At 28.3% G+C, this 12,309-nt stretch carries 13 protein-coding genes, 2 tRNA genes, 2 rRNA genes and 1 pseudogene; 14 read left to right on the forward strand and 4 right to left on the reverse strand.

Annotated elements, in window-relative coordinates; all coding sequences use genetic code 11:
- The 4 genes from GPX08_RS06690 to GPX08_RS06705 form a co-directional block, all read left to right on the forward strand.
- Window positions 1-125: ribosomal RNA gene (locus GPX08_RS06690) — 23S ribosomal RNA — on the forward strand; the annotation flags it as partial.
- A gap of 84 nt (window positions 126-209) precedes the next feature.
- Window positions 210-326 (forward strand): 5S ribosomal RNA (rrf, locus tag GPX08_RS06695).
- A gap of 4 nt (window positions 327-330) precedes the next feature.
- A tRNA-Phe gene (locus GPX08_RS06700) sits at window positions 331-406 on the forward strand.
- A 5-nt stretch (window positions 407-411) separates the two neighbouring features.
- Window positions 412-486 (forward strand) — tRNA-Cys (locus GPX08_RS06705).
- Between the two features lie 32 nt (window positions 487-518).
- On the opposite strand, the gene GPX08_RS06710 is transcribed toward GPX08_RS06705, so the two are convergent.
- Window positions 519-1,430, reverse strand: coding sequence for an LD-carboxypeptidase (locus GPX08_RS06710; protein ID WP_156626064.1), 912 nt, complete (start codon window positions 1,428-1,430; stop codon window positions 519-521).
- Between the two features lie 163 nt (window positions 1,431-1,593).
- Window positions 1,594-2,540, reverse strand: a pseudogene (locus tag GPX08_RS06715) (magnesium transporter CorA family protein).
- Window positions 2,541-2,888: 348 nt separating this feature from the next.
- Here GPX08_RS06715 and GPX08_RS06720 point away from each other — a divergent pair.
- Window positions 2,889-3,392, forward strand: a complete 504-nt coding sequence (locus GPX08_RS06720) for a hypothetical protein (RefSeq protein WP_156626065.1) — start codon at window positions 2,889-2,891, stop codon at window positions 3,390-3,392.
- Window positions 3,393-3,423: 31 nt separating this feature from the next.
- Here GPX08_RS06720 and GPX08_RS06725 read toward each other — a convergent pair whose 3' ends face one another.
- Window positions 3,424-4,575: a M20 family peptidase gene (locus tag GPX08_RS06725; protein ID WP_156626066.1), complete on the reverse strand. Its 1,152-nt coding sequence runs from the start codon at window positions 4,573-4,575 to the stop codon at window positions 3,424-3,426.
- Window positions 4,576-4,775: 200 nt separating this feature from the next.
- Here GPX08_RS06725 and GPX08_RS06730 point away from each other — a divergent pair, with 200 nt between their 5' ends.
- From GPX08_RS06730 to GPX08_RS06760, 7 genes are all read left to right on the forward strand, one after another.
- Window positions 4,776-4,997: a hypothetical protein gene (locus GPX08_RS06730; RefSeq protein ID WP_156626067.1), complete on the forward strand. Its 222-nt coding sequence runs from the start codon at window positions 4,776-4,778 to the stop codon at window positions 4,995-4,997.
- Window positions 4,998-5,012: 15 nt separating this feature from the next.
- On the forward strand, window positions 5,013-5,642 hold the full coding sequence (locus GPX08_RS06735) for a dTMP kinase (protein ID WP_156626068.1): 630 nt from the start codon (window positions 5,013-5,015) through the stop codon (window positions 5,640-5,642).
- A 91-nt stretch (window positions 5,643-5,733) separates the two neighbouring features.
- Window positions 5,734-6,063 (forward strand): hypothetical protein, encoded by a 330-nt coding sequence (locus GPX08_RS06740; RefSeq protein ID WP_156626069.1) that lies wholly within the window; start codon window positions 5,734-5,736, stop codon window positions 6,061-6,063.
- A 12-nt stretch (window positions 6,064-6,075) separates the two neighbouring features.
- Window positions 6,076-7,011, forward strand: coding sequence for a DNA polymerase III subunit delta' (locus GPX08_RS06745; RefSeq protein WP_156626070.1), 936 nt, complete (start codon window positions 6,076-6,078; stop codon window positions 7,009-7,011).
- 2 nt (window positions 7,012-7,013) lie between these two features.
- Window positions 7,014-7,919 carry a stage 0 sporulation protein gene (locus GPX08_RS06750; RefSeq protein WP_156626071.1) on the forward strand — a complete coding sequence of 302 codons (906 nt, stop codon included), beginning with the start codon at window positions 7,014-7,016 and terminating at the stop codon, window positions 7,917-7,919.
- A gap of 12 nt (window positions 7,920-7,931) precedes the next feature.
- Complete coding sequence (locus GPX08_RS06755) at window positions 7,932-8,135, forward strand: ferredoxin (RefSeq protein ID WP_156626072.1); 204 nt, start codon at window positions 7,932-7,934, stop codon at window positions 8,133-8,135.
- A 99-nt stretch (window positions 8,136-8,234) separates the two neighbouring features.
- Complete coding sequence (locus tag GPX08_RS06760) at window positions 8,235-8,405, forward strand: 4Fe-4S dicluster domain-containing protein (RefSeq protein ID WP_066889771.1); 171 nt, start codon at window positions 8,235-8,237, stop codon at window positions 8,403-8,405.
- Between the two features lie 21 nt (window positions 8,406-8,426).
- Here the strand turns inward: GPX08_RS06760 and GPX08_RS06765 are convergent, their stop codons facing one another.
- A complete protein-coding gene (locus tag GPX08_RS06765) occupies window positions 8,427-9,077 on the reverse strand; it encodes a hypothetical protein (RefSeq protein WP_156626073.1) in 651 nt (216 codons plus the stop codon).
- A 150-nt stretch (window positions 9,078-9,227) separates the two neighbouring features.
- Here GPX08_RS06765 and GPX08_RS06770 point away from each other — a divergent pair, with 150 nt between their 5' ends.
- Together GPX08_RS06770 and GPX08_RS06775 are read left to right on the forward strand one after the other, a co-directional pair.
- Entirely contained in the window at window positions 9,228-9,683 is a 456-nt protein-coding gene (locus GPX08_RS06770) for a CtsR family transcriptional regulator (RefSeq protein WP_156626074.1), read from the forward strand.
- A gap of 62 nt (window positions 9,684-9,745) precedes the next feature.
- Complete coding sequence (locus tag GPX08_RS06775; protein WP_156626075.1) at window positions 9,746-12,181, forward strand: AAA domain-containing protein; 2,436 nt, start codon at window positions 9,746-9,748, stop codon at window positions 12,179-12,181.
- Window positions 12,182-12,309: the final 128 nt, after the last annotated feature.

Below are 12,309 nucleotides of genomic sequence, written 5' to 3' on the forward strand. Positions count from 1 at the left end.
ATGAGATTTCCCATAGCATAAGCTAGTAAGACCCCTTGAAGAACACAAGGTTGATAGGTCAGAGGTGTAAGTGTGGTAACATATTTAGCTGACTGATACTAATAGGTCGAGGGCTTGACCAATAAAAATTTGGAAATGTTAAAATTATTCATATGCAATTTTCAGAGAACACTCTGAAAAAACAGATTAGAGATTTTAAATCTCAGGCATCTGGTGATGATGGCGTAGAGGAAACACTCCTTTCCATTCCGAACAGGAAAGTTAAGCTCTACAGCGTCGATGGTACTGCACGGGCGACTGTGTGGGAGAGTAGAACGTTGCCAGGTTTGTGGCTCGATAGCTCAGTCGGTAGAGCAGAGGACTGAAAATCCTCGTGTCCCTGGTTCGATTCCTGGTCGAGCCACCAGGTATGGCGCTATAGCCAAGTGGTAAGGCAGAGGTCTGCAAAACCTTTATTCCCCGGTTCAAATCCGGGTGGCGCCTCCAAAGAAATCCTACAAGATAACTTGTAGGATTTTTTATTTTTCAATTAATATTTTATCTTTAGATAAATATTTAAATACACTACCTATAGGAATAGATATATTAGGGTAATCATGTCCTAATTTAAATCCATATATAATTGGTTGTTTTAAGATAGATAATCTTTCATTAATAACTTCATTAATTGATGGGCTAGACTTTGAACCTACACAATTAGTAAAATCACCCACTATAATAGCTGAAGATTTCTGAAGTTTTCCACAGGATAAAAGTTGAGAAAGCATTCTATCCACAACATAAGGGCTTTCATTCACATCTTCTATAAGAATAATATTATTTTCTAATTTAATTTCATAAGGAGTTCCAATACTAGAGCAAATTATTGAAAGGTTACCACCTACTATTTTCCCAGAGAAGTCTTTATTATTTTTAATTATATAATCGTAAGCACATACATCATTTAAATCGTATGTTAATTTGTTTTTATTTGATAAGAGGACCTTAAGAAAATATTCTCTTGTGTAAATATCTGTAAAATCAGAATTGATCATGGGTCCATGAAAGGTAGGAAAATTACATTTGCTACTAATATAATTTAGAAGTAATGTTATATCGCTATATCCAAAAAACATCTTTGGATTCTTTTTTATTGTCTTTAAATCTAGATAAGGCATTATCCTTATTGATCCATACCCCCCTCTAAAAGACACGATAGCATCAACATCAGTATCAGCAAACATAAAGTTTAGATCTGTAGCTCTGTTTCTATCATCTCCTGCTAAGTATCCAGTATTATCATATAAATATTTACCTTTTTTTATTTTGAAGCCTAGTTTAGAAAATAAATCTATTTTTTCATCTATGAATTCAGGGCTCTCAGGTGAAGCTGGTGCTATGATTCCTATAGTAGACTTATTAGTGATTGGTTTTAATTTATTTTTAGACAAAGATAAATACACCTACTTTTAAATGTTTATATAAATATATTATAAAATTAATATATTTATACTATAGGATAATCTTCTTTAATAAGATAAAATAAAAAACTCACCATATTAAATGATGAGTTATTACAATGAAAGAATTATATTAAATGAAAATGCATAATTATTATGAAAACATATCCTTTTTATATAGTAGATATGCAGCTCCAAAAGTTAGAACTAGAGTTATTACCATAGTAATCTCAAATCCAAACTCATTATTAATAAGAGGCATTCTTATAAAGTTCATACCAAAAATACCACCAATAACTGTTGGGATAGCCATTAGTATAGTAACTGATGCAAGAACCTTCATCACTATATTTAAGTTATTAGAAATAACAGAAGCAAAGAAATCCATTGTACTAGCTAATATATTACTATATATTTCAGTCATCTCAATAGCTTGCTTATTTTCGATAATAACGTCTTCTAATACGTCTTGATCTTCTTCATATTTTTGCATTATATCAAGTTTTAACATTTTTTCTAAGGTTATTTCATTAGCCTTAAGAGATGTAGAGAAGTAAACTAATGATTTCTCTAAAGAGTGTAATTGAATTAATTCACGGTTCTTCATTGATTTATGTAGTCTTTTTTCTATCATTAAGCTTTTCTTATCTATTTGTCTTAAATATACTAAATACGCATTAGAAATCCTACTTAATATTTGAAGAATAAATCTAGACTTCTTAAAAGAATAAAAAGATTTAACTTTTCCGTTTATGAAGTCTGTAGTATTCTGCTATTTTTTAAACATACAGTTATTAATTGTTTTTCAGTATGAATAATAGCAAGTGGATATGTATCATAAGTTAATGAATTATCTTCCATCTCTGTGAAAGGTATATCAACTACAACTAATAAGCAATTGTCTTCAATATCTATACGAGAGGTTTCTTCATCATCTAGTGGTGCCTTTAAAAATGGTAGCGGTACACCTGTCTTTTTTGATATTAATATTAATTCTTCATCAGATGGAGCAACTATGTTTATCCAGCATCCAGGTTCTAAATTATCTAATGTTTTTAGTGAAGGATTACTTTCACTAATACTTTTATATATTTGAATCATTATTAAACCTCCATAAATAGATTATAAAGTTAATTATACTATTTAAATTTGTATTTGTAACATATTTATAGTATTTTCTTTTTCGTATTTTTAAAAATAATTAGCCATAATTTTATTATAAATCTTAAGTAAACTTATACATTGTTATAAATTTTTTTATTTATAAGATAATTGAAGATATTCATAGAAAGAGTGAAAGTGCATGGATTAATTCATGGTAATATGAAATAACACTAAAAATAAAGTTATAATCATCAAAAAACCAATATGGCTAAATATATAAATACTTAGTATAATCTCAATATTGATTATTACAATTCAGTAGTATCATGATGGGGGAAAGTAAAAATGATGCATAGAGAAGTTGTTGCTAAAAAGAGGATACCTGTAATTGCTACAATTTTATTTACAATAACAGTTATTCTATATTTAGCAGAGGCTGTAGAGAGATCTAAATTTAATGAACATATAATAGGATATGCTTTTAATGGGGTACTTGTAATAATTGCTTTACTATTAATAGCTAAAGAGATAAGAAGCTGCTTTGTTTCATATAAATATGCAGTTATAGCAGATAAGATTATAATAAATTCAATAAGTAGTAAAGAAGAGAAGAATTTAGAAAGCATTAAGATGTCTGATGTTCTTTATATAGGCGGTAAGTCTTCACTTCCAAAAAAATATTTATATAGTGTTAAAACTAAAAAATATTTATGTAATAGAATTGGAGCAAAATCATATTATTGCATTTGTAAAAATGGTAATGAGATTGAGAAAATAAAATTTCAACCAAGCGAAAAGTTTATTAATAAGATAATCAGATGTGGCGGATTAAAATGCAATTTAAAATAGTTTCATAAAAAAATAGGCTCTTAAATAGAGCCTATTTTTTATAAAATTCACTTTTGACTTCAGAGAGTAAGTTCTCATTGGAAATAATATCATATCCAGTAAAGGCTAAAGCTAAAGCAGCTTTCATTGCTTCTTTAAAGCCATGTTCAGTAATGGTTGCCTTAGCAAAATCTTTAGTTCCATATTTAGTAGTATCATCTTCTATTATTGAATAGAAGGGCTGAATACTTGGAATAGCTTTACTTACGACACCAAGGCTTAATCCAGAATTTATATCTCTTGGAGCTCCAATATTTATAATTCCTGTTTCTTTTAAATTATGACTAAATAATCTGTTTAAAGCTCTATTACTATGTAATTCTTCATTTTCAGGTTCATATAAAGAGAAAATACTTTGAATTCTTATAAGCTTAGATACATATATACCGATCTCTCTAATTTTTCCTTCAACTATTCGTGCTATATCCATTTCCTTGGCTCTTATATAAAATTTAGCCTCAGCTTCTATAGGTAGTAATAGAGGGGTAGAGCCTCCATTTGATAATATTGAAGTTACTTCAACATCATCAGGAAATCCTTTAGAAACAATATTTAATATATTAAGAGTTAATAGAATTCCATCTAATGAAGTGTAACTATTTTTATTTAAAAAGCTAAGGCCCTTATTACCTATAAATTTTAGACTTAAAGGGACTATAGCAGATGAACTACCACTCTCACATGTTACTACATCAGGATGAGCGAGCATAACTACATCAATGTCTTTAAAGACATCTTGTCTAACCATCACAGATTTAGTTCCTCCTAGATACTCACCTGGGCATCCAATAATAGCTACTGAACCACCTGTCTTGCTAACTATAGCTCCTAATGCTAATGCAGCAGCGATAGAAGTAGAAGTAAGTAAATTATGCCCTGTTATATGTCCTTCATTTTCGATAGCATCATACTCGCATAAAAAACATATCTTTGGATTGGATGTGCCTTTTGAAGCATAGAAGGATGTTTTTAAATCTAAAAAGTCTTTTTTTACTTCAAAGTCATGCTTTTCTAATAAATCAGAAATATATTTATAAGATTTATGTTCTTCATAACTTTTTTCAGGATTTTCGTATAAAAATTTATTTAAATTAATTAAATCTTCTTTATGTTTTTCAATATAGCTAATCATTTCTTGTTTCATAATATTATTCCTCCCAAATTATCTTATCTTTAACTTTCCCTTAAATAGAGATAATTATTTATTAAATATATATGTTTCAATTAATAATTTACATTTTCATAGTTTTGTAAAATCTTTATTACAACTTATATATGATTTTTTAAATAAGTATAAAAAAAATTCACTTAGGCGAGAATTAAAATAAAAAGTGGAGGGTTAGCATGAGTTTTAAAAAGAAAAAAATGAACTTTAAAATAAAAGATATAGATAAAAATACATGTATAGTTTGTAGTAAGGAATTAGTTGATGATATAATTAATGATGGATGCTTATTATGTCAGAAATGTACTAAGGAAACAGTAAGCTTAAATGCAAGTGATAAAAAGTATGAATATTATAAAGAAAAGATAAAAAGATGGCTTATAAGCAATTTTAAAATATAGCATGAGGTAGTAGAAATGAACAAAGGTAAATTTATTGTATTTGAAGGTGGAGACGGTTCAGGAAAAAGCACCGTTTTAGAAATGGTGTATGATTATTTAATTGAAAATGGTATTGATTGTTTAAAGACAAGAGAACCAGGTGGTATAAAAATATCTGAGGACATAAGAGAAGTAATTCTAGACACTAAAAATACATCTATGGACTCTAAAACTGAAGCATTATTATATGCTGCTGCAAGAAGGCAACATTTAGTTGAAAAAGTTATGCCAGAATTAGATAAGGGAAGAATTGTTCTATGTGATAGGTTTATATTTTCATCATTAGCATATCAAGGGTATGCTAGAAATATAGGGGTAGATGAAGTATATAAAATTAATAAATTTGCAGTTGGAGATTATATGCCAGACTTAAATGTTTTCTTTGATGTTTCTCCAGAAGTAGGATTAGATAGAATTAATAGTAATGAAAATAGAGAAGTTAATAGATTGGATTTAGAAAAAGTTAACTTCCATCATAAAGTCAGAGAAGGATATTATACATTAATTGAAAAAAATAAAGATAAATTTGTAGTTATTGATGCAGAAAAGCCATTAAATGAAGTTTTTGAGTCAGTTAAGGCTGTAATAACTAATTTTATTAAATAAATTATAATAGTATATAAACTTTTTAATTAAATTATAAGATTTTTATGATAAAATATTAATAGGGAGAACTAAATTTAAGGGAGGGGTCACTATGAAATTAGTAATAGCTATGGTACAAGATGATGATGCTATGGATTTGGTGGATGCTATAACAGAAGCTGGATTTAGAGTAACTAAACTTGCAACTACTGGAGGGTTCTTAAAATCAGGTAATACAACTTTAATGATAGGAGTAGAAGCTGATAAGGTGCAAAGGGTTATAGATGTTGTAGAAGATATTTGTAAGACTAGAAAGCAAATTATTACTACTCCGACTCCTATAACAGGAAATGTAGATATGTATATGTCATATCCAATTGAAATTGAAGTTGGGGGAGCAACAATTTTTGTAATAGATGTGGATCAATTCATTAAGATATAATTGGAGGAAAAAATGGGAGATTTCATTGGACATAAAATTATAATAGACAACTTTATAAAAAGAGTGGATTCAGGTGAGATTTCCCATGCTCATATTATTGTTGGTGAAGATGGTATTGGTAAGAGTAATTTAGCTAATAAATTAGGTATTAAAATATTAGGTAAATTAGAAGAGAGAGATTATATTGACATTATAAAATATAGATGTAAAAAATCTTCTTTTGGTGTAGATGATGTAAGAGATATAGTAGAAGAAGTATATAAAAAGCCCTATGAAGGCGATAAGAAAGTAATTATAATTTATGATGGCAATAAGTTGACAGTGCAAGCGCAAAATGCTCTTTTAAAAACTATAGAAGAGCCTCCAAAAGGAGTTTATATAATTTTATTATGTGAAAGCTTAGAGCTTATATTAGATACAATTAAGTCTAGGTGTCAAATATATAAATTAACTCCTTTAGGCAAAGAAGAAGTAATGCTTTATTTAGATAAGATTAATAATAATGAGTTTAGTGAAGAAGAAATTAATGCAGCTATTGCTTATAGTGAAGGAGTCCCAGGAAAAGCAGAAGCTTTTTTAAGAGATTCATCATTAAAAGACTTAAGAGATACTGTAATTGATTTATTATTTATATTGACTAAAAATAATCTAAAGGAACTATTAGATTTTGAGTCTAAGATATTAAGTTTTAAGGACAAAAAGGACGAATTATTAAACATTGTAGCCTCATTTATAAGAGATATAATAATCTATAAAGAAGTAAGTGATGGTAAGGGAATAATAAACGGGGATGAAATAGAAAATATAAAAAATTTGGCAGTAGAAATGTCCTATAAGAGGCTTAGCAATATTGTTGATAAAATAGGAGATGCAAGAAAAGCATTACTTAGCAATTCTAATTTTCAATTAACTATTAGAGTTATGCTTATAGGTTTTATGGAGGTTTAATAATGATAAAAGTAATAGGCGTTAGATTTAAAAAGGCTGGTAAAATATATTATTTTGATCCAAATGGTCTTGATATAAACAAGGGTAATTTTGTTGTTGTAGAAACAGCAAGAGGTATAGAATTCGGGGAATGTGTTATCGGAATTAAGGAAATTCCTGAAACTGATATAGTATCTCCATTAAAAAGCGTAATTAGAGTTGCAGAAGAAGAAGATATAGAGAAACATAATTCAAATAAAGTAAAAGAAAAAGATGCTTTAGATATTTGTTTAAAGAAAATTGAAGAGCATAAGTTAAATATGAAGCTTATAGATGTAGAATATACTTTTGATAATAATAAAGTGATATTTTACTTTACAGCAGATGGTAGAGTTGACTTTAGAGAATTAGTTAAAGACCTTGCTACTATTTTTAAAACTAGAATAGAGTTAAGACAAATAGGGGTTAGAGATGAGGCTAAAATGCTTGGAGGTTTAGGACCATGTGGTAGACCTTTATGTTGTTCAACATTCCTTGGAGATTTTGCATCTGTATCTATTAAGATGGCAAAAGAACAAAATCTTTCACTAAATCCAACAAAGATTTCAGGTATATGCGGAAGATTAATGTGCTGTTTAAATTATGAACAAAGCACATATGAGGATATTAGAAAGAGATTACCTAAAGCAGGATCTATAGTTAATATTGGAGATACAAATGCTGAAGTTATTAGCAATAATACTGTTAAAGAAAGCGTTAAGGTTAAATATAGAAGAGGCGATGAAGAAATCGTAGAAGAATTTAAAATAGATGATATCGAATTAGTTGAAGGTGGATATGAAGATTCTGTGGATGAATCAGATATAAAACTAGAAATTGAATCACCAGAAGATAAGAAGCTAATAAAAGATTTAATAAAAGATAATTAAGGAGGGTATTAAATGAAAGCAGTATTAAAGATTTCAAATCTTAATACAAACGAAGATGTTATAAATGTTAGAGAAGTTGTAGGTAATAATGAAGGTGTTATAGCTTGTGAAATTAGCTTAAGTAAAAAAGAAGTTAATATAGTTTATGATGACAAAGTATTAAATATAGATAACATTATTGCTGAAGTTGAAGAGTTAGGATATAGCATTAATTAGAACCTTTAAAAATTTAATTTTTTAGAACACTTTAAAATTTTTTACCCATGTGATAAAATAGATTTTGAAATAAATTCATAATATTAGGAGGTGCTAATTATGGCATTTAAAATTGAAGATAGTTGTATAAACTGTGGTGCATGCGCTGCAGAATGTCCTGTTAATGCTATAAGCCAAGGAGATACTCAATTCGTTATAGATGAGGATACTTGCATAGATTGTGGAAACTGTGCAAATGTTTGTCCAGTAGGAGCTCCAGTACAAGCATAATTTACATAAAGAACCGCTTACTTAGCGGTTCTTTATTATTTCTTCAAGGAAAATTACTGTGGATTTATTATGAAAAGAAAGTTCATTAGTATTAATAGAGGTAGAATTATGTGCTACTACATTTTTTATTGATGATAAGAAACTTAATGGTCCATTTAAATAAAAGTAACTTGAAGAACTTTTAAAACACATAGGAATTATATATTTAGGTTTTAAAGTTAAAGCAAGTTTTGCTGCTGAATAACCATCTAAACAGAAATGACCACCTATAGGTATAAATAAAAAATCTAAATCTGATAATGTTTTTATAGACTCATCTTTCAGAACATGCCCAAGAGAGCCTAAGTGCGCCAGTCTAAATCCATCTATTTCTAAAAGATAAATAATATTTTCACCTCTTTTATAACCATGAAAATTATCTCTATAACTTGGAATACCTTGAATTTTACTAAAGGAGTTTTCAAATTTAGATACAGAATTAATAATTTTACAATTAGAACAAATATAATCATTTATAAATTCTTCATTATGAGTATGACTAAATGTAATTATATCTGGATTCAAATCATATTTTTGTATATAGGGATATAGTTGAATTGGATCTAAAAGAATTTTTTTCCCGAGACAATTCTTAATTAAAAAGCTCGTATTACCAATCCATGTTATTTCCATATCTATCACCTCTTATATAGTTTAAACAAAAGGTTAGGTATAATTCCTCATTGAGAAAATAAAATAGGAAAATGGACATATTAAATTTAATGAGATATAATTAAAGTCAAAGAAGGTCAATTTTAAAAGTAAGTTTAAGAAGGTGAAGATATGGCAAGAATTTCAGATACAATAGAAAATTTTATAAAAGAAATGTTAAATGAAGAAAGAGAAAGACAAGTTTTAATTCAAAGAAATGAATTAGCAGATAAATTTTCCTGTGCTCCTTCTCAAATTAATTATGTATTAACTACTAGGTTTACTTATGAAAAGGGATATATAATTGAGAGTAAAAGAGGTGGCGGAGGTTGTATAGTTATTAGAAAAATAACATACGATGATAAAGATGAGAGACTATCTTTAATATTAAGTTCTATAGGTGAAAGTGTGACTTATGGTAATGCCTTATCTATTTTAGATCATTTGAAGGATACTAAAACTATTACTAATAGTGAATATGAAATAATAAAAATTACTTTGAATGATAGAACTTTAACATCAGTTGAAGATAAAAATAAATTAAGGTCAGATATGCTTAAAGGAATTTTAACAGTAGTATTATCATAAAGTATGTTATATATCTAGAGTTTATCTGTAAGTGTAATTAGCAATAGGGTATGGAGGTATGTATGGTTTTTGGGAAATTTACAGAAAGGGCTCAATTAATGCTTGTTGAAGCACAAAAAGAATCACAATATTTTAAGCACGGATATATAGGAACAGAGCACGTTCTTTTAGGAATATTAAAAGAAGGAGGCTTTGCAAATAGGGTATTATATATTAATGGAGTTACTATTGATAAGGCTAGAAAATTTGTAGAAGAGTATCTTGGCTATGGAGATTTAGAAATTTCAATTGGTGAAATGCTAATAAATCCAAGAACTAAAAGAATATTTGATGATAGCTTTGCTAAAGCAATGATGTATAATCATAGTTTTATTAATCCAGAGCATATTTTGCTTGCATTACTTGATGATGTAGAAGGCGTTGCGTATTCTATAATATCAAGTTTAAAGATAGATACTAAGCTTTTAAGAAATGAGTTAGTAAGTTATCTTAATAAAAGTGATCTAAATGAAAACAGGTATGTTGAAAAGAGGAAAAGTAACAATGTTAAAACTCCTATGCTAAATCAGTATGGAAGAAATTTAACTTTATTAGCTAAAGAAGGAAAGCTTGATCCTGTTATAGGTAGAGAAAATGAAAATAGAAGAATGCTTGAGATTCTGTGTAGAAGAAGCAAAAACAATCCTTGTTTAATAGGGGAACCTGGTGTAGGGAAAACTGCAGTAGTTGAGGGGTTAGCTCAAATGATAGCAGATGATAATGTACCAGAAATATTGAGAGATAAATCAATTATTTCAATAGACTTAACCTCAATGGTAGCAGGAGCTAAATATAGAGGTGAATTTGAAGATAGATTAAAGAAAGTTATGGAAGAGATAATAAATTCTAAGGATATAATAATCTTTATAGATGAAATTCATACTATAGTTGGAGCTGGTGGTGCCGAAGGGGCAATTGATGCGTCTAATATTTTAAAGCCTGCCTTAGCTAGAGGAGAAATTAAGTGTATTGGAGCAACAACGATAGATGAGTATAGAAAATATATAGAGAAAGATTCAGCTCTTGAAAGAAGATTCCAACCAGTTATGGTAGAAGAGCCTTCTAGAGAAGAAACATTTAGAATTCTTAAAGGACTGCGAGAAAAATATGAATTGCATCATATGGTAAAGATAGAAGATGAAGCATTAGAGGCAGCTGTTGAATTATCTGATAGATATATTACTGATAGGTTTATGCCAGATAAGGCTATAGATTTAATTGATGAAGCATCTGCAAAGATTAGAATTGAGAACTTAACTACTCCACCTGAAGTTATTAGACTTAAGGAGGATATTGAGAGACTATCTAATGAAAAAGAAATAGCTATAAAAGGCAAAAGCTTTGAAGAGGCATCTGTTTTAAGAGATAAGGAAGTAATTTTGAAAGATAAATTAAGTTCTATTGAAATAGAAATAAACAATAGTGATTTTAGTAATATAGTAAATAGAGAAGAAGTTGCTAAAGTAGTATCAGTTTGGTCTAAGATACCATTGGAAAAAATCACTGAGTTAGAATCAGATAAGCTATTAAAGTTAGAAGAGACTTTAGAAGAAAGAGTAATAGGACAAAAGGAAGCTGTTATTGCAGTATCTAAAGCAATTAGAAGGGCAAGGGTTGGTCTTAAAGATCCAAATAGACCAATAGGTACTTTTATATTCTGTGGCCCTACAGGAGTAGGTAAGACTGAGTTATCGAATATATTAGCTGAAACATTATTTGGAAATAAAAAAAATTTAATTAGAATAGATATGTCAGAGTATATGGAAAAACATTCTGTAGCAAGACTTATTGGTGCCCCCCCTGGGTATATTGGATATGAAGAAGGAGGGCAATTAACAGAAGCAGTTAGAAGGAATCCTTATTCAGTTATTCTGCTAGATGAAATAGAAAAGGCTCATCCAGATGTTTTTAATATATTACTACAAGTGATGGAAGATGGAAAGCTAACAGATAGTAAAGGAAGAGGAATTAACTTTAAAAATACTATAATAATTATGACATCAAACTTAGGAGCTCATAATATAAAGAAAAAGAATACTATGGGATTTTTAAATGATGAAACCTTAGACCAAGGCGAATATGATAATATGAAAAATAGTATATTAGAAGAGGTTAAAAAAGGATTTAAACCTGAGTTCATAAATAGAGTTGATGAAATAATAGTATTTAGAAAGCTTATAGATAGTGATATATTAAAGATTATTAACTTATTACTTAATAATACTATTAATAAACTTAAAGATAGAAAAATAAGTATTAGTTTAAATGAGGAAAGCAAGAAATTCTTAATTAATAAAGGTGTAGATATTAATTATGGTGCTAGACCTTTAAAAAGAATTATTACTAAGGAGTTAGAAGATAAACTTAGTGAGGAAATGTTAAAAGGATGTATTAAAGGCGGAGATAATTTAGAGGTATATTGTGATGGAAAAGAGCTTTGCTTTAAGCATATATCATAAAAATTAGGGCTTTTTAACATGGATATAAAAAATTAAAATAGCAAATAATATAATAGAAATCATGCATATATTAAAATAATGTGCATGATTTTTTTACAAATGATAAAATATTAATAAAATTTTAGATA

Origin of the sequence: Clostridium tertium, assembly GCF_902652255.1 — a bacterium.
In the GTDB taxonomy this organism is placed as follows: Bacteria; Bacillota; Clostridia; order Clostridiales; family Clostridiaceae; genus Clostridium; species Clostridium tertium_A.

Bases quoted from the DNA above. Each gene is read 5' to 3' on its own strand.
- GPX08_RS06735 (WP_156626068.1), top strand. From the start codon at position 5,013: ATGAACAAAGGTAAATTTATTGTATTTGAAGGTGGAGACGGTTCAGGA.
- GPX08_RS06740 (WP_156626069.1), top strand. From the start codon at position 5,734: ATGAAATTAGTAATAGCTATGGTACAAGATGATGATGCTATGGATTTG.
- GPX08_RS06770 (WP_156626074.1), top strand. From the start codon at position 9,228: ATGGCAAGAATTTCAGATACAATAGAAAATTTTATAAAAGAAATGTTA.
- GPX08_RS06720 (WP_156626065.1), top strand. From the start codon at position 2,889: ATGATGCATAGAGAAGTTGTTGCTAAAAAGAGGATACCTGTAATTGCT.
- GPX08_RS06760 (WP_066889771.1), top strand. From the start codon at position 8,235: ATGGCATTTAAAATTGAAGATAGTTGTATAAACTGTGGTGCATGCGCT.
- GPX08_RS06755 (WP_156626072.1), top strand. From the start codon at position 7,932: ATGAAAGCAGTATTAAAGATTTCAAATCTTAATACAAACGAAGATGTT.
- GPX08_RS06775 (WP_156626075.1), top strand. From the start codon at position 9,746: ATGGTTTTTGGGAAATTTACAGAAAGGGCTCAATTAATGCTTGTTGAA.
- GPX08_RS06730 (WP_156626067.1), top strand. From the start codon at position 4,776: ATGAGTTTTAAAAAGAAAAAAATGAACTTTAAAATAAAAGATATAGAT.
- GPX08_RS06725 (WP_156626066.1), bottom strand. From the start codon at position 4,575: ATGAAACAAGAAATGATTAGCTATATTGAAAAACATAAAGAAGATTTA.
- GPX08_RS06750 (WP_156626071.1), top strand. From the start codon at position 7,014: ATGATAAAAGTAATAGGCGTTAGATTTAAAAAGGCTGGTAAAATATAT.
- GPX08_RS06745 (WP_156626070.1), top strand. From the start codon at position 6,076: ATGGGAGATTTCATTGGACATAAAATTATAATAGACAACTTTATAAAA.
- GPX08_RS06765 (WP_156626073.1), bottom strand. From the start codon at position 9,077: ATGGAAATAACATGGATTGGTAATACGAGCTTTTTAATTAAGAATTGT.